General features: G+C 63.6%; 15 protein-coding genes. 7 read left to right on the top strand and 8 right to left on the bottom strand.

The features are described from left to right. Nucleotides 1–81 precede the first annotated feature (81 nt). From P6U28_RS30610 to P6U28_RS30620, 3 genes are all read left to right on the top strand, one after another. Entirely contained in the window at nucleotides 82–2,424 is a 2,343-nt protein-coding gene (locus P6U28_RS30610; RefSeq protein ID WP_129145657.1) for a xanthine dehydrogenase family protein molybdopterin-binding subunit, read from the top strand. Between the two features lie 141 nt (nucleotides 2,425–2,565). Beyond that, nucleotides 2,566–3,366 carry a xanthine dehydrogenase family protein subunit M gene (locus tag P6U28_RS30615; RefSeq protein ID WP_129145658.1) on the top strand — a complete coding sequence of 267 codons (801 nt, stop codon included), beginning with the start codon at nucleotides 2,566–2,568 and terminating at the stop codon, nucleotides 3,364–3,366. Between the two features lie 206 nt (nucleotides 3,367–3,572). Continuing rightward, entirely contained in the window at nucleotides 3,573–4,715 is a 1,143-nt protein-coding gene (locus tag P6U28_RS30620; RefSeq protein ID WP_129145659.1) for a CaiB/BaiF CoA-transferase family protein, read from the top strand. 217 nt (nucleotides 4,716–4,932) lie between these two features. Here P6U28_RS30620 and P6U28_RS30625 read toward each other — a convergent pair whose 3' ends face one another. From P6U28_RS30625 to hppD, 3 genes are all read right to left on the bottom strand, one after another. Next, nucleotides 4,933–5,328: a transposase gene (locus tag P6U28_RS30625; protein ID WP_407120415.1), complete on the bottom strand. Its 396-nt coding sequence runs from the start codon at nucleotides 5,326–5,328 to the stop codon at nucleotides 4,933–4,935. 28 nt (nucleotides 5,329–5,356) lie between these two features. Further along, nucleotides 5,357–5,902: a transposase gene (locus P6U28_RS30630; protein ID WP_407120416.1), complete on the bottom strand. Its 546-nt coding sequence runs from the start codon at nucleotides 5,900–5,902 to the stop codon at nucleotides 5,357–5,359. A 317-nt stretch (nucleotides 5,903–6,219) separates the two neighbouring features. Next, the gene (hppD, locus tag P6U28_RS30635) at nucleotides 6,220–7,338 is read right to left on the bottom strand and encodes a 4-hydroxyphenylpyruvate dioxygenase (protein ID WP_129145660.1); all 1,119 of its coding nucleotides are present in this window, start codon (nucleotides 7,336–7,338) and stop codon (nucleotides 6,220–6,222) included. Nucleotides 7,339–7,462: 124 nt separating this feature from the next. On the opposite strand from hppD, the gene P6U28_RS30640 reads away from it, so the two are divergent. Both P6U28_RS30640 and P6U28_RS30645 read left to right on the top strand, forming a co-directional pair. Beyond that, nucleotides 7,463–7,942 carry an Lrp/AsnC family transcriptional regulator gene (locus tag P6U28_RS30640; protein WP_100180721.1) on the top strand — a complete coding sequence of 160 codons (480 nt, stop codon included), beginning with the start codon at nucleotides 7,463–7,465 and terminating at the stop codon, nucleotides 7,940–7,942. Between the two features lie 74 nt (nucleotides 7,943–8,016). Beyond that, entirely contained in the window at nucleotides 8,017–8,328 is a 312-nt protein-coding gene (locus P6U28_RS30645; protein ID WP_209296348.1) for a DUF1272 domain-containing protein, read from the top strand. A 152-nt stretch (nucleotides 8,329–8,480) separates the two neighbouring features. Here P6U28_RS30645 and fahA read toward each other — a convergent pair whose 3' ends face one another. From fahA to P6U28_RS30670, 5 genes are all read right to left on the bottom strand, one after another. After that, complete coding sequence (fahA, locus tag P6U28_RS30650; protein WP_129145662.1) at nucleotides 8,481–9,752, bottom strand: fumarylacetoacetase; 1,272 nt, start codon at nucleotides 9,750–9,752, stop codon at nucleotides 8,481–8,483. 210 nt (nucleotides 9,753–9,962) lie between these two features. Then, a complete protein-coding gene (gene hmgA, locus P6U28_RS30655; protein WP_164937187.1) occupies nucleotides 9,963–11,309 on the bottom strand; it encodes a homogentisate 1,2-dioxygenase in 1,347 nt (448 codons plus the stop codon). A gap of 2 nt (nucleotides 11,310–11,311) precedes the next feature. Next, entirely contained in the window at nucleotides 11,312–12,268 is a 957-nt protein-coding gene (locus P6U28_RS30660; protein WP_129145664.1) for an MBL fold metallo-hydrolase, read from the bottom strand. Nucleotides 12,269–12,286: 18 nt separating this feature from the next. Next, a complete protein-coding gene (locus P6U28_RS30665) occupies nucleotides 12,287–12,511 on the bottom strand; it encodes a DUF2783 domain-containing protein (RefSeq protein WP_129145665.1) in 225 nt (74 codons plus the stop codon). 8 nt (nucleotides 12,512–12,519) lie between these two features. Beyond that, nucleotides 12,520–14,148 (bottom strand): FAD-dependent oxidoreductase, encoded by a 1,629-nt coding sequence (locus P6U28_RS30670; protein WP_129145666.1) that lies wholly within the window; start codon nucleotides 14,146–14,148, stop codon nucleotides 12,520–12,522. Between the two features lie 110 nt (nucleotides 14,149–14,258). Here P6U28_RS30670 and P6U28_RS30675 point away from each other — a divergent pair, with 110 nt between their 5' ends. Continuing rightward, nucleotides 14,259–14,801, top strand: a complete 543-nt coding sequence (locus tag P6U28_RS30675; RefSeq protein WP_122400475.1) for a MarR family winged helix-turn-helix transcriptional regulator — start codon at nucleotides 14,259–14,261, stop codon at nucleotides 14,799–14,801. 90 nt (nucleotides 14,802–14,891) lie between these two features. Then, on the top strand, nucleotides 14,892–15,602 hold the full coding sequence (locus tag P6U28_RS30680) for a class I SAM-dependent methyltransferase (RefSeq protein ID WP_245509667.1): 711 nt from the start codon (nucleotides 14,892–14,894) through the stop codon (nucleotides 15,600–15,602). Nucleotides 15,603–15,724 lie beyond the last annotated feature (122 nt).

The raw sequence follows: 15,724 nt of genomic DNA on the forward strand, positions 1-15,724 counted from the left end.
GAGGCCGCCGCAAACAAGAAAACCACCGCCGCTTTCGAGGGAAAGCGCGGGTCAACAAATTTCCGGTCGGGAGGACCAGACATGGGTGTTGAAGGCATCGGCGCACGCGTCGTGCGCAAGGAAGACAAGCGCTTCATTACCGGCAAGGGCCGTTACGTCGACGACATCAAGCTGACGGGCATGACCCATGCCTATTTCATCCGCAGCCCGCACGCGCACGCCAAGGTGAAGGGGATCGACTCGTCCGCCGCGCTGAAGATGCCGGGCGTGGTCGCGGTGCTCACCGGCAAGCAGCTCGTCGACGACAAGGTCGGCAACCTGATCTGCGGCTGGGCCATCACCTCCAAGGACGGCAGCCCGATGAAGATGGGCGCATGGCCGGCGATGGCGCCCGAGACGGTGCGCTTCGTCGGCCAGGCCGTCGCCGTCGTGATCGCCGAGAGCAAGAATCTGGCACGCGACGCGGCGGAGGCCGTCGTCGTCGATTACGAGGAGCTTCCCGCGGTCGCCGACATGCACGCCGCGATCAAGACCGGCGCGCCGCAGCTTCATCCCGAAGCCCCCGGCAACCAGGTCTATGACTGGGTGATCGGCGACGAGGGCGCGGTGAATGCCGCCTTCTCGAAGGCCGCCAATGTGGTGAAGCTCGACGTCACCAACAACCGCCTCGCGCCGAATGCGATGGAGCCGCGCGCGGCGATCGCTGATTACGACGCGGCGGAAGAGCACTTCACGCTCTACACGACGTCGCAGAACCCGCACGTCGCCCGCCTCGTGCTGTCGGCGTTCTACAACATCGCGCCCGAGCACAAGCTGCGCGTGATCGCCCCCGACGTCGGCGGCGGCTTCGGCTCGAAGATCTTCATCTACCCCGAAGAAATGGTGGCGTTGTGGGCCTCGAAGAAAGTCGGCCGTCCCGTCAAATGGACCGGCGACCGCACCGAGGCCTTCCTCACCGACGCACATGGCCGCGACCACATCACCCATGCCGAGATGGCGTTCGACGCCAACAACAAGATCATTGGCCTGAGGGTGAAGACCTACGCCAATTTCGGCGCCTACATGTCGCTGTTCTCGTCCTCGGTGCCGACCTATCTCTACGCGACGCTGCTGTCGGGCCAGTACAACATCCCGGCGATCCATGCCGAGGTCATCGGGGTCTACACCAACACCACGCCGGTCGATGCCTATCGCGGCGCGGGCCGGCCGGAGGCGAGCTATCTGATCGAGCGGCTGATGGAAACGGCGGCGCGGCAGCTGAATGTCGATCCGGCCCAATTGCGCCGGACCAACTTCATCACCCAGTTCCCGCACCAGACGCCGGTCATCATGGCCTACGACACCGGCGACTTCAACGCCTCGCTCGATGCCGCGATGAAGGCGATCGACTATGCCGGCTTCCCTGCCCGCAAGGCGCAAGCAAAGTCACAAGGCAAGCTGCGCGGCATCGGGGTGTCCTGCTACATCGAAGCCTGCGGCATCGCACCGTCCAAGGCGGTCGGCAGCCTGGGCGCCGGCGTCGGCCTGTGGGAATCGGCTGAGGTCCGCGTCAATCCGGTCGGCACCATCGAGATCCTCACGGGATCGCACAGCCATGGCCAGGGTCACGAGACCACCTTCTGCCAGCTCGTGGCAGACCGTCTCGGCGTTCCCATCAGCCAGGTCTCGATCGTCCATGGCGACACCGACAAGGTGCAGTTCGGCATGGGCACCTACGGCTCGCGCTCGGCGGCCGTCGGCCTCACCGCGATCCTGAAGGCGATGGAGAAGGTCGAGTCCAAGGCCAAGAAGATCGCAGCGCATGCGCTCGAGGCCTCGGAAGCCGACATCGTCATCGAGAACGGCGAGTTCAAGGTGACCGGCACCGACAAGGCGATCGCGTTCCCGATGGTCGCGCTTGCGGCCTACACCGCGCACAATCTGCCTGAGGGGATGGAGCCGGGCCTGAAGGAGAGCGCCTTCTACGACCCGACCAATTTCACCTTCCCCGCCGGCGCTTATATTTGCGAGCTCGAAGTCGATCCCGGCACCGGCAAGACCTCGTTCATCAACTTCGTCGCGGCCGACGATTTCGGCCGGCTGATCAACCCGATGATCGTCGAGGGCCAGGTCCATGGCGGCCTCGCGCAAGGCATTGGCCAGGCACTGCTCGAGCACGCGATCTACGATGCCAACGGCCAGCCGGTCACGGCCTCGTTCATGGACTATGCCATGCCGCGCGCCGACGACCTGCCCTCGTTCAACCTCTCCCACACCACGACGCTGTGCCCGGGCAATCCCCTGGGCATCAAGGGTTGCGGTGAGGCCGGCGCGATCGGGGCGTCTGCGGCCGTGATCAACGCGATCACGGATGCGATCGGCAAGAACAACCTGGAAATGCCCGCAACCCCTGACCGGGTGTGGCGCACGATCCACGCGGCTTAACCGCCTCATCGTCGTCATTCCGGGGCGAGGCCAAGCGTCGAACCCGGAATCTGGAGCTTAAGAATTCAACCTCGAGATTCCGGGTCTGCGCCTTTCGGCGCATCCCGGAATGACAGAGAAAAGATTTCAGGAGCAACCAAGATGTACCAGACCACCTATCATCGTGCCTCCTCGGTCGACGAGGCTGCCAGCCTGTTCGCCAAAAGCAGCGAGGCGAAATTCCTCGCCGGCGGGCAGACGTTGCTGCCGGTGATGAAGCAGCGCCTCGCAGGTCCCTCCGACGTGATCGATGTCGCCAAGATCAAGGACATGATCGGCGTCGAAGCCTCCGGCGATACGCTGACCATCAAGGCCGCCACGCCGCATTACGATGTCGCGACCAGCGACGCCGCGAAGAAGGCGATCCCTGCGCTCGCCTACCTGGCCTCGCTGATCGGCGATCCCGCCGTGCGCTACCGCGGCACGATCGGCGGCTCGATCGCCAACAACGATCCCGCCGCCGACTATCCGGCCGCGCTGCTTGCGCTCGATGCGACCGTGAAGACCAACAAACGGTCGATTGCGGCGGCCGATTTCTTCAAGGGCCTGTTCACGACCGCGCTCGAAGACGGCGAGATCATTACCGCCGTGTCGTTCCCGGTTCCGGCGAAAGCCGGCTATTCCAAGATGCCGCATCCGGCCTCGCGTTTCGCGCTGGCCGGCGTGTTCGTCGCGCAGACCAAGTCGGGCGAGGTTCGGGTCGCCGCCACCGGTGCCTCGCAGAACGGCGTGATGCGGGTGCCTGCGATCGAAGCCGCGCTGAAGACGAACTGGTCGCCGGCGGCGATCGACAGCGTCAGCATTCCCGCGAGCGGATTGCTCGCTGACATCCATGGCTCGGCGGAGTACCGCGCCAACCTCGTCAAGGTGATGGCGCAGCGCGCGGTGGCGGCAGCGGGCTGACCATCCCGCTCCAGCGTCTCAGCACAAATTTTCCGCGGCGCGCACTTCGGTGCGCGCCGCTTTTATTATGCGCCGATGCATGAAAACCGCTTGCCTCGCTGGCGTGAAGGCGGGAAAAGTTAATCAGCCAATTAACTCGCCCACAGAGGAACGTCGGAGGCGCTTGCCGGATCCCGGCAACCGCCCGCGACCCGAGGAAACAAAACGTGCTCGATCAATCAGCCCAGAAATCAGCCCAGAAATCAGCCCAAGACAAATCCGAAGGCTCGTCCGGCCGCGCTTCCGGCCCGCTCGCGGGCTTCCGCATCGTCGAATTCGCCGGCATCGGGCCCGGTCCGTTCGCCTGCATGATGCTGGCCGACATGGGCGCCGACGTCGTCACGCTCGATCGCGTCGGCGCCAAGAAGAGCATGAAATCGGTGGCGGGCCGCGGCCGCAAGCTGATCGAGCTCGACCTCAAGGACAGGGGCGCGATCGCAGAGGTGCTCGACCTCCTGGCCAGCGCCGATGCGCTGATCGAAGGATTCCGTCCCGGCGTCATGGAGCGGCTCGGGCTCGGGCCCGACGTCGTGCTCGCGCGCAACCCGAAGCTCGTCTATGGCCGCATGACCGGTTGGGGCCAGGAAGGCCCGCTCGCCAACGCCGCCGGCCACGACATCAACTACATCTCCATCACCGGCGCGCTCGCCGCGATCGGCACGAAGGAAGCACCGGTGCCGCCGCTCAACCTGGTCGGCGATTTCGGTGGCGGCGCGCTCTATCTGGTCGTCGGCGTGCTCGCAGCGCTGTTGGAAGCGCAAAAATCCGGCAAGGGTCAGGTGGTCGACGCCGCGATGTGCGACGGCGCGGCGTCGCTGATGTCGTTCTTCTTCGACATGACCACGATCGGCCGCTGGACCGAGGAGCGCAACCAGAACTTCCTCGACGGCGGCGCGCATTTCTATGGCGTCTATGAATGCGCTTGCGGGCACTTCATTTCGATCGGCTCGATCGAGCCGCAATTCTACGCGCTGCTGCGCGAGCGCGCCGGCCTGACGGATGCGGATTTCGACGCGCAGATGGACCGCAAGGCCTGGCCCGCGCTGAAGGAGAAGCTGAAGGCGGTGTTCAAAAGCAAGACGCGCGAGGACTGGTGCAGGATCATGGAAGGCACCGACATCTGCTTCGCGCCGGTGCTGACCATGTCGGAGGCGACACAACATCCACACATGGTCGCCCGTAATGTCTTCATCGAGCGCCACGGCGTGAAGCAGCCGGCACCCGCGCCGCGATTCTCACGCACGCCATCGGCCGTGCGTGAGCCGGAAGCGGCGGAGATCACCGCGGTGACGAAGGCATGGAAGAGGTAAAGCCGACGAGCACGCTCTTGTAGCAACCATTAGATTCGCCCGATCGCTGAGGGTAGCATGACGCCGTGCTTGCGGCCGTCAAGGCGTGGCCTGGCGGCAGCGGAGATGGAGTTGAGGCCAGGGCGACGGCCAGCCTTTGACGGCCGCGGCGCGCGGCGTCTTTGTGACGGCAGGTCGGGACGAAGAAACGGTGCTTCGGCCGAACAAAGAAACGCCATCAGGTAGCCGGAGCCCTCGCGATCTCGGGCGGTTTTGTCTGCCAAGGCGTGCCGCGGGCGACCACTGTGTTGGCGAAGATTAATAGCTTTCTGGCGCAAGCGATCAATGCGCGCTTGTGTTCCTTGCCTGCTCCCATCAGCCTTCCATAGAGCGTGATGAGCTGCGGATTCCAGCGAAATGACGCCGGCAGCGCCGCAGTAAAGAGCGCACGTCGCAGCCGTTCACGCCCGCCGGCGATGTGACGAACGCCGGTGCGATCGCCGCTGTCGTCATCGTAAGGGGCAATGCCAGCCAGCGCGGCCGCTTGCTCGCGCGTGATCTGACCGATCTCGGGCATCCGCACCAGAATGACCATGGCGGTCTTTAGCCCGATACCATCGATGCTGTTGATCAAGTCGAGCCGCTCGGCAAGATCGCGATGCTCACGGATTGCGGCGGCCTGCCTTCAGTTCGACCTTCTCGCGCTTGGCCAGGCGAGCGATATCCTCCTTCCACAGCTTCTGGAGCCGCATATTGCGGCAGCTCTCGATCCGGTTCTTCAGCCGAGCAATGTCCTCGGTGATCTGGTCGATCATCGTCAGGTGCTCGGCAAATGGCAGCAAGCGGGGATCCGGAGCTGCGTGGATCTTCTTGACCGCGGCGGTGCAGGCCGCAATCAGCGCGGCATCGATCTTGTCGTTCTTGGCGCGCTGCAGCTGGAACACGGCATAAGCGCGCACCTGGGCCGGCTGAAATACGACGACCACAAACCGCTGGCGCCGCAACTCGGCGACGACAGCCTGCTCATAGCCGCCGCTCGCCTCGATCCCGACCCGTTTGACCTTGTGGCGCTGCAACCATTCCACCAGCACTTTATAGCCATCCGGCGTGTTATCGGCCTGAAGCCGCTCCAAACTGCCATCAAGTGCCACATCGAGCTTACGTTTACCGGTATCGATCCCGGCACAGATCGTGATACGCTTGGCCATCTTCGTCGACCCTCCCTTGTGTGTGCGAACCTAAAGTTCGTTCAACCATCCGGGTCCCGATGAAGTACCGATCGCGATCCTGCTACGAAAGGCAGCCCTCAAGGCTTCGGTGGGCATCGATCCGATCGATCGGCAGCCCAGCTCGGGCGGCCACCCGAGCTGGGCCATTCCTCACGGAACGAGGCCATTCTAGTCCGGTGCGCTAAAACAAGGGTGGGCAAAGCGAAGCGTGCCCACCGCTTTGAGCGAGATCACACAGAGATGGTGGGCACGGCGCTACGCGCCTTTGCCCACCCTAGGGCAGCGCGGCTGCCGCCCTACGCCGCGTTCTCCACCTTCAGCACCCCGCGGCGGATCTGGTCCTCCTCGATCGATTCGAACAGGGCCTTGAAATTGCCCTCGCCAAAGCCGTCGTCGCCCTTGCGCTGGATGAACTCGAAGAAGATCGGGCCGATGGCATTGGCCGAGAAGATCTGCAGCAGCACCTTGGTCTGGCCACCCTCGACCACGCCCTCGCCGTCGATGAGGATGCCGTTCTTGCGGAGCCGTGCGACGTCTTCGCCGTGCTTGGACAGGCGCGTATCGATCCGCTCGAAATAGGTGTCGGGCGGGGACGGCATGAACGGCAGGCCGGCTTCGCGCAGGCCTTCGATGGTGCGGTAGATGTCTCGGCAGCCGCAGGCGATGTGCTGGATGCCTTCACCGCGATAGGTCTTGAGATATTCCTCGATCTGTCCGGAATCGCCGGCGTCCTCGTTGATCGGAATCCGGATCTTGCCGTCGGGGCTGGTCAGCGCTCGCGAAAACAAGCCGGAGGCGCGGCCTTCGATGTCGAAGAAGCGAATCTGGCGGAAGTTGAACAGCTTCTCATAAAAGCCGGCCCAGACGTCCATGCGGCCGCGATGAACGTTGTGGGTAAGATGGTCGAGATAGAACAGGCCGGCACCGACCGGTCGCGGGTCGCGTGCGCCCAGCCATTCGAACTCGGCATCATAGGCCGAGCCCTTGTCACCGTAACGATCGACCAGATAAAGCAGGCTGCCGCCGATGCCCTTGATCGCGGGCACGTCGAGCGTCTTCTGTGCGGATGACACATCGGCCGGCTCGGCACCGAGCGCAATCGCCCGGTCATAGGCCGCCTTGGCATCGACCACGCGGAATGCCATCGAGGGCGCACAGGGGCCATGCGCGGCGACGAATTCATAGCCGTGAGTACCCGGCTCCTCGTTGACGAGATAGTTGATGTCGCCCTGGCGGTAGACCGTGATCTTCTTAGTTCTATGACGCGCGACGGGTGCATAGCCCATCAGCTTGAACAGCGCGTGCAGCTCTTCCGGGTGGGGATGCGCATATTCGACGAACTCGAATCCGTCGGTGCCCATCGGATTGTCGGCGCTAACAGTGGCCGGCGGTGCATCATGCGGAAACGGACCCATTGACGGTTCTCCCAAATTGCTGGCTGGGAGGAATTGTCCTTCATGAAGCGCGCAAGGGGCGTGCAAACGGCACACGATTCCGCTAGCTTATGCACGACTCGTGCATGAATTGGACGATTGACGCATGATTTCCGTGGACGCGTTCGACCTCAAGATCCTGGGTGCACTCCAGGACGATGGCCGCCTCACCAACCAGGAGCTTGCCGACCTCGCGGGTCTCTCCGCCTCGCAATGCTCGCGGCGGCGGATGCGGCTGGAAGAGGAAAAGGTGATATCAGGCTATCACGCCGATCTTTCCAGCGAAGCGCTCGGCTTCGGCGTGATCGCCTTCATCCAGGTGGGGCTTGCGACCCACTCACCGGACAACTCCAAGCGCTTCCGCGCGCTGGTGAACCGGATCGACGAGATCCAGGAGGCGTATTCGCTGACGGGCGATGCCGACTACGTGCTCAAAGCCGTGCTGCGCGACCTCAAGGGCCTGTCCAACCTCGTCAACGACGTTCTGATGCCGCACCAGAGCGTGGCGCATGTTCGCTCCTCGATCGTCCTCGACCGGCTGAAGGAGAGCTCACGGCTCCCGCTCAAGGAGATCAAGCCCGGCTGAAATCGAGGGAACTATGGCATTCGCGCTGGCTACACGATCTGCGATGATCGCAGCTCCATGTCCGGAGATTCAACATGGCCCTGCAGCTGCGACCGAACTGCGAATATTGCGACCGCGACCTGCCGCCGAACGCAACCGATGCGCGGATCTGCTCCTATGAATGCACGTTCTGTGCGGATTGCGTCGAAACGAAGCTGTTCAACGTCTGCCCGAACTGCGGCGGCGGATTTGTGCCGCGCCCGATCAGGCCGGCGCGGGAATGGCGGCCGGGCGTGTGCGTGGCCAAGCACGTGCCGTCAGACAAGCGCGTGCATCTGAAGTACAGCGTGGAGGATGTCGCAGCGCATTGCGCACGAATCCGCGACGTGCCGCCGGAGAAACGATAGGCTCTCTCTCCACGTTCTTGCGAGGAGCTCGCGACAAAATTGCGTAGCAATTTGGCGCTGATGCGACGGAGCAATCCAGACTGCCGCCGCGGAGAGATTCTGGATTGCTTCGCTGCGCTCGCAATGACGGAGGTTGTGACAGGGACGGCGGCTCACTCCGCCGCCACAATCGTCCCCTCGACCTCGCCGAACCCGACGCGATAGCCGTTGCCCTGGCACCAGCCGCGCATCACGAGGCTGTCGCCGTCCTCCAGGAACGAGCGCTTGGTGCCGCCGGGCAGCTCGACCGGCTCGGTGCCGTTCCAAGAAATCTCCAACAAGCTGCCGCGCTGGTTCTTCTCCGGGCCGGAGATGGTGCCGCTGCCGAGGAGATCGCCGACATTCATGGCGCAGCCGGAAGAAGCATGGTGCATCAGCTGCTGCACCGAGGACCAGTACATGTATTTGAAATTGGTGCGGCTGATGCTGACAGGCGCATTGGCCCCCGCAGCGCGCAAGGAGACGTCGAGCTCGACATCGTAGTTCTGTGGCTTGGTCTGCTTGAGATAGTCGAGCGGCACCGGCTGCTGCTCCGGTCCCTTCAGGCGGAACGGCTCCAGCGCCTCGCGCGTCACCACCCAGGGGCTGATCGAGGTCGCGAAGGCTTTTGCGAGGAATGGGCCGAGCGGCACGTATTCCCATTGCTGGATGTCGCGCGCGCTCCAGTCGTTGAGCAGCACGAATCCGAAGATCATCTCCTCGGCCTGTTGCTCGCTGAGCATGCCGCCCATCGGCGAAGCCTGGCCGATGACGGCGCCCATCTCCAGCTCGAAATCGAGCCGCTTGCACGGCGCAAAGCTCGGCAGCTCCACATTCGGCGGCTTCAGCTGCCCGCGCGGCCGCTTCACCTTGGTGCCGGAGACCACGACGGTGGAGGCGCGGCCGTTATAAGCGATCGGCATGTGCAGCCAGTTCGGCTGCAGCGCATTGTCCTTGCCGCGGAACATCACGCCGACATTGGTGGCGTGCTCCTTGGAAGAATAGAAATCGGTGTAGCCGGAGACTGCGAACGGCATGTGGAGCTTCGCATCGCGCATCGGCACCAGCGCGCGGCTGCGCAGCTCCTCGTTGTCGCGCAGCTCATGATGATCGTGACGGAGCAGTTCGCTGATCCGCGCCCGCGTCTTCGCCCACACCTTCGGCCCCAACGCCATGAAGGGATTGAGCGAGGCCCCGGAGAACACGCCGAACGGGCCGACGTCGAGCCGGGAATCCTGCTCGAGCTCCCAGAGATCGAGCACGTAGCCTCCGATCGCCACACCAACCCGCGGCGTCGGATTGGCCGCGGTCGAGAACACGCCATAGGGCAGGTTCTGAATCGGAAAGTCCGAGGCGGGGTCGACCTCGATGAAGGAGCGGAGGCTGGGGTCGTTGGGGTGGGGCATTGGTTTCCCATGGCGCAGCGGTGGCGGTGTCACCCTCCCCTGGAGGGGGAGGGTCGGCTCATATTGAGCGCAGCGAAATATGAGACGGGGTGGGGTGACCTCTCAACACGGGGACTGTTGGACGTGGAGGGACCGTCACCCCACCCCGCTACGCATTCCGCTTCGCTGCATGCGTAGCGACCCTCCCCCTCCAGGGGAGGGTAAGAAAGACTACGGCTTGTTCGGATCGAAGCGCTTCTCCAGGCCCTTCCAGCAATCGGCGTAATCGTCCTGCAGCGTCGAGGACTTCGCGGCATGCGCGGTGACGCGCTGCGGGTAGCGGGTCTCGAACATGAAGGCCATGGTGCCCGTGAGCTTCACCGGCTTCAGCTCGCCATTGCTGGCGTGCTCGAAGGCGTCGCGATCAGGTCCGTGCGGCAGCATGCAATTGTGCAAGGAGATGCCGCCGGGAACGAAGCCCTGCGGTTTGGCGTCGTAGACGCCGTAGATCAGGCCCATGAACTCGCTCATGATGTTCATGTGGTACCAGGGCGGACGGAAGGTGTTTTCCGCGACCATCCAGCGCTCGGGGAAGATGACGAAGTCGATATTCGCCGTGCCCGCGGTCTCCGAGGGCGAGGTCAGCACCGTGAAGATCGAGGGATCGGGATGATCGAAGCTGATCGCGCCGACCGGGGAAAACGCGCGCAGGTCGTATTTGTAGGGCGCGTAATTGCCGTGCCAGGCGACGACGTCGATCGGTGAATGCGGCAGCGTCGTCTTGAACAGCGAGCCGCCCCATTTCACGAACAGCTCGGTCGGCGTGTCCTTGTCCTCGTAGTTCGCGACCGGCGTCAGGAAGTCGCGCGCATTGGCAAGACAATTGGCGCCGATCGGGCCACGCTCCGGCAGCGTGAAGGCGCCGCCATAGTTCTCGCAGAGATAGCCGCGCGCCGGCCCGTTCGGAATCTCGACACGGAACTTGACGCCGCGCGGAATCACTACGATCTCGCCGGGCTCGGCATCGATGCGGCCGAACTCGGTGACGAGACGAAGATTACCCTGCTGCAGCACGAACAGCAATTCGCCGTCGGCGTTGTAGAAATGCTGATCCACCATCGATTTGGTGATGAGATAGACATGCGCGGCCATGCCTGCTTGCGTGTTCACATCGCCCGCCGTCGTCATGGTCTGCACGCCCTGGACGAAGGTGAGCTCCTCCTTCGGGATCGGCGTCGGATCCCAGCGCAGCTGCGCGATCGGGAGATCGTATTCGTGGCATGGCGCCGAGCGCCACAGTCCGGCATCGATCTTCTCGAAGCGGCCGGAATGCTTCACCGACGGACGGATACGATACAGCCAGGAGCGTTCATTGGTGCCACGCGGCGCGGTGAAGGGCGAGCCGGAAAGCTGCTCGGCATAGAGCCCGTAGGCGCAACGCTGCGGCGAGTTGCGTCCGATCGGCAGCGCGCCCGGCAGCGCCTCGGTCTCAAAACTATTGCCGAAGCCGGACATGTAGCCCGGCGTGACCTGGGCCGAGCTGCGAACGATCTGGTCAGGCGAGGTATTGATGTTCATGACTATCCTCCTCCTTGCAAGGCGGCCCACATTTCCTGGTCGCGCTTGTCGGTCCAGATCACGGGATCGTCGATCCCGGATGCTTCGTCGTAGGCGCGCGACACGTTGAACGGCAGGCAGTGCTCGTAGATGGCGAAACTCGAAAATTTCGGATCCATCACCTCGCGGGTCGCCGCCATCGACTCCTTCAGCGTGCGGCCCTTGGCAACCGAGATTTCGGCCGCGCCATAGAGCGAGGTGACGAAATCCCGCGTCATCGCGATGGCCTCGCGTACCGTAGCGGTGCCCTTCAGCGCATCGCCTCGGCCGGGCGCGATCGCCTTGGGATTGAAGTTGCGGATCTCATTCAGCGTCATCGGCCATTCGCGCAAATGCGCATCGCCGCAATAGCAGGCCGAGTGATATTCGATGAGATCCCCGGAGAACATCACCTCCGCATCCGGCACCCAGGCGACGATGTCGCCGGAGGTGTGGCCGGCACCCAGCTGCATCAGCCGCACCTCGCGCTTGCCGAGATAGATCGACATCTCGCCTTCGAAGGTCAGCGTCGGCCAGGTCAGGCCGGGAATGCTCTGCGCGTCCTGGAACAGGCGCGGGAAGCGGCCGTATTCGGAATCCCAATCCTGCTTGCCGCGCTCCTCGATCAGCCGATAGGTTTCCTGCGAGGCGACGATGCCTTGGGCCTTGTAGGCGGAGGCTCCGAGCACGCGCACGGCGTGATAATGCGACAGCACGACATATTTGATCGGCTTGTCGGTGACGGCGCGCACGCGCTCGATCACTTTGTTCGCCATCGCCGGCGTCGCCTGCGCATCGAACACGAGGCAGCCGTCGTCGCCGACGATCACGGCCGTATTCGGATCGCCCTCGGCGGTGAAGGCATAGAGATCGGGGCCGATCTCGGCGAAGGTGATTGTCTTCTCGGAGAGGTCGCCGGTGGATGCGAAGTTCTTCGCCATTAGTTCGTCCTTACAAGTCTATTGTTGTTGCTGTTGCTGCTGCTGGTCATCGATCATGCGGCGCCTGGCGAGCCCGATCGCCTCGCGCAGCACGTCGATGTCGCCGATATGATTGGCGAGGATCAGCACCAGCGCCGCGTCGAAATCCGCGCTCTGCTCCTCGGTGAGTCCGCGATGCGCCTCGACGATGGCGCGGAAGGCATCGTCCGGGCGTGCGAAGTTCGAGCTGGTTGAAAGCGGCATGCGAAACCTCAATACAAACCTTCGGCCCGCGCCAACGCCGCCGCGATCGCCGAACGCGTCGGATGGCGGAAGCGCGCCGCGACATAGCCGTCGGGCCTCAGCAGATAGGCGGAGCCCGGCTCGGCGGCGTAGCGCTTTGCGGCCAGACCCGAGGGATCGGCAAGTCCGCCCTCGCCACCAATGCGGATGCCCTTGATGCCATCGGGCGCATCGATCGGCGCGCCATTGCTGAACGACAGCAAGGTGAAGTCCGTTCCACCGTTGCGGAAGGCATCCGTCAGATAGATCTGCTCGCCGGCGCGCGTTGAGACGGGTGCATCGAGCATCGAACAGCCGGGCGAGGGTCCACCGCGCCACGCATCCGCATCGAGCGAGGACAGCGGCGAGTCATAGCTGCACGGCACCGAGAGTCGTCCGCCATTGACCATGCGCTTGCCGAACTCGGTCTCCTTGGCCAGCGACAGCACCGCCTTGCGCAGCCGCGCTTCCTGATGCGAGTTCGGTGCCATGAAATCGGTCGAGCGGGTGGATTCGCGGATGTTCTCGTCGGCGGCTGCGCTGCGCTCGGTATGATAACTCTCGAGCAGGCTCGCGGGCGATTTGCCCCGCAGCACGCGATCGAGCTTCCAGGACAGGTTCTCCGCGTCTTCAAGTCCGGAATTGGCGCCGCGCGCACCGAAGGGCGAGACCTGATGCGCGGAATCGCCGGCGAAGATCACGCGGCCATGGATGAAGCGATCCATCCGCCGGCACTGGAATTTGTACAGCGAGATCCACTCGAACTCGAACTTGTCGTGGCCGAGCATGCGCGCAATCCGCGGCCGCACGTTTTCCGGCTTCTTCTCGACGACAGGATCGGCGTAACGGTTGAGCTGGAGATCGATGCGCCAGACATCGTTGGGCTGCCGGTGCAAGAGCGCCGAACGCCCGGCATGGAACGGCGGATCGAACCAGAACCAACGCTCGGTGGGAAATTCCGCCGTCATCTTGACGTCGGCGATCAGGAACTGATCCTCGAACACCTGGCCCGCAAATTCCGCACCGACCATCTGGCGCAGCGACGACCGCGCACCGTCGCAGGCGATGACATATTGCGCATTCAGGCGATAGGCGCCTTCAGGCGTTTCGATCGTCAGCAGCGCGGAGTCGTTGCGCTGCTCCAGCGCCGTCACCTTGTTGCGCCAGCGCAGGTCGATCTCGGGCAGTTCGTTGATGCGATCGACCAGATAGGCTTCGGCGTAATATTGCTGGAGATTGATGAAGGCCGGACGCTTGTGACCGTCTTCCGGCAGCAGATTGAACTGGTAGAGCTGCTGCTCGCCGTGAAAGATCCGGCCGACGCTCCACACCACGCCCTTGTCGACCATGCGGTCGCCGACGCCGAGTCGGTCCCAATATTCCAGCGAGCGCTTCGAGAAGCAGATCGCGCGCGAGCCTTCGCCGATGCGGTCGGCATCGTCCAGCAGCACGACGCGCTGGCCGCGCTGGGCGAGATCGATCGCCAGCGACAGGCCGACCGGGCCGGCACCGACAATCACGACCGCATGCGCCGCGGGGCGTGGCCCCGGGCGGTCCTGATCGGGATGGCGGCGATAGCCGAACTGGGTCTTGGCCTGATGCGTATTGGCCGGCGCCATACACTAACCTCGGCTCTGGTCAGAAGAGGACTGATCTGCTAGATAGTCTCACGTGCAACTATTTTGGACCGGAGCCGGCCGGCCGTCAACTGGAATTCGGAGCGCTCTCCGTGGCGAGGACATCCAGCGACATTGCGCTGAAGACACCCCAGGCCGACGAGGCTTCATCGCGGCCGAAGCCGCGTCTCGACCTGTTCAAGTTCGTGCCGTTCCGCCTCAACCGGCTGGCAGCGGAGGTGAGTTCCGCGCTCGCGGTCGAATATCAGGAACGTCACGGCCTCGACATTCCGGCCTGGCGCGTGCTCGCCACGCTCGGCTTTCGCGTTGATGCCTGCAGCGCGCAGTACATCGCGCAGTGCACCCGCACGCACAAATCCACCATCAGCCGCGCGGTGACCACGCTGCTGCATGCAGAGCTGATCGAGCGGGTCGAGAACGAAGCCGATCGCCGCGAATTCCGCCTGCAACTGACCAGGAAGGGCCGAACGCTTTACGAAGAGCTGTTCCCGCAATTGCTGCGGCGTGAGGACGAGATCCTCGCCTGCCTGTCCGCGCAGGAGCGCAAGCAATTGTCGGCCCTGCTCGGCAAGATCGAGCAGAGCCTCGATCTGATCCAGACCAGCGAAGAGGCTGACGCGAAGCAGGCGTATTAGGACGGGCATGCATAGAGGCGGAGACGCCTAGACCGGTTGAGAAAGCTTGGTAGGCTCGTGACGGCACCAGCTTATATAGTGGCGCTACTTGTGGCATTTGCCGCAACTCGCGCATACGCCGTTGATATAGGTTATCTGGCTCCCCCCGGAGTCGCTGCAAACGAGTTTCCCTCACCGCAGCGCCCCGTTGCACGGATCGTCAGCCCACGCCGCGCCGCCGAAGAGCGCCGCGACGCCCTCAATGAGGCCGGTCAAATCGCACGTATTCTTGAGCTGAAACCAGGCATGACAGTCGGCGACATTGGAGCAGGCGATGGCTACCACACGGTCAGGCTCTCGCGCCTCGTCGAACCCGCCGGCTCTGTCATTGCCCAGGACGTCACGCGGGATTACCTGATCGAACTCGCAAAGCGAACAGAGCTTCTGAAGTTGACGAACGTGCAGTTCGCGCTCGGCGAACCACACGACCCGCGCCTGCCCGCCTCCTCACTGGATGCCGCAATCCTCGTGCATATGTATCATGAGATCGCCCAGCCCTATGCCTTCCTCTACAATCTCGCGCCCGCTTTGAAGCAGGGTGCGCGGGTCGGAATTGTCGATCTCGAGCTTCCGACGTCGAAGCATGGCACGCCAATTGCGCTCTTGCGCTGCGAATTGACCGCCGTCGGCTATCGCGAGATCGCCACATATCAGCTCGCAGGTGACGGAGGATATTTGGCGGTATTCTCTCCGCCAGAGGTCGCGGCTCGAAAATCTCCCCGCGATATCGCTGCTTGTGGGAATCCCGCCGGCGCTCGTTGACACCACGTCAGCCGCCCGTCTCAGAGGCTGACCGTATCCGGAGAAGAGGTCAGACCGGAAGTCGCCGGCTGAAACTCAAATCGGCGCTTTTGACCCGAAGCGCACATGAGCAGCTGGGGCCA

The sequence above is a fragment of the Bradyrhizobium sp. STM 3561 genome (assembly GCF_045571455.1).
GTDB classification, from domain to species: domain Bacteria; phylum Pseudomonadota; class Alphaproteobacteria; order Rhizobiales; family Xanthobacteraceae; genus Bradyrhizobium; species Bradyrhizobium vignae.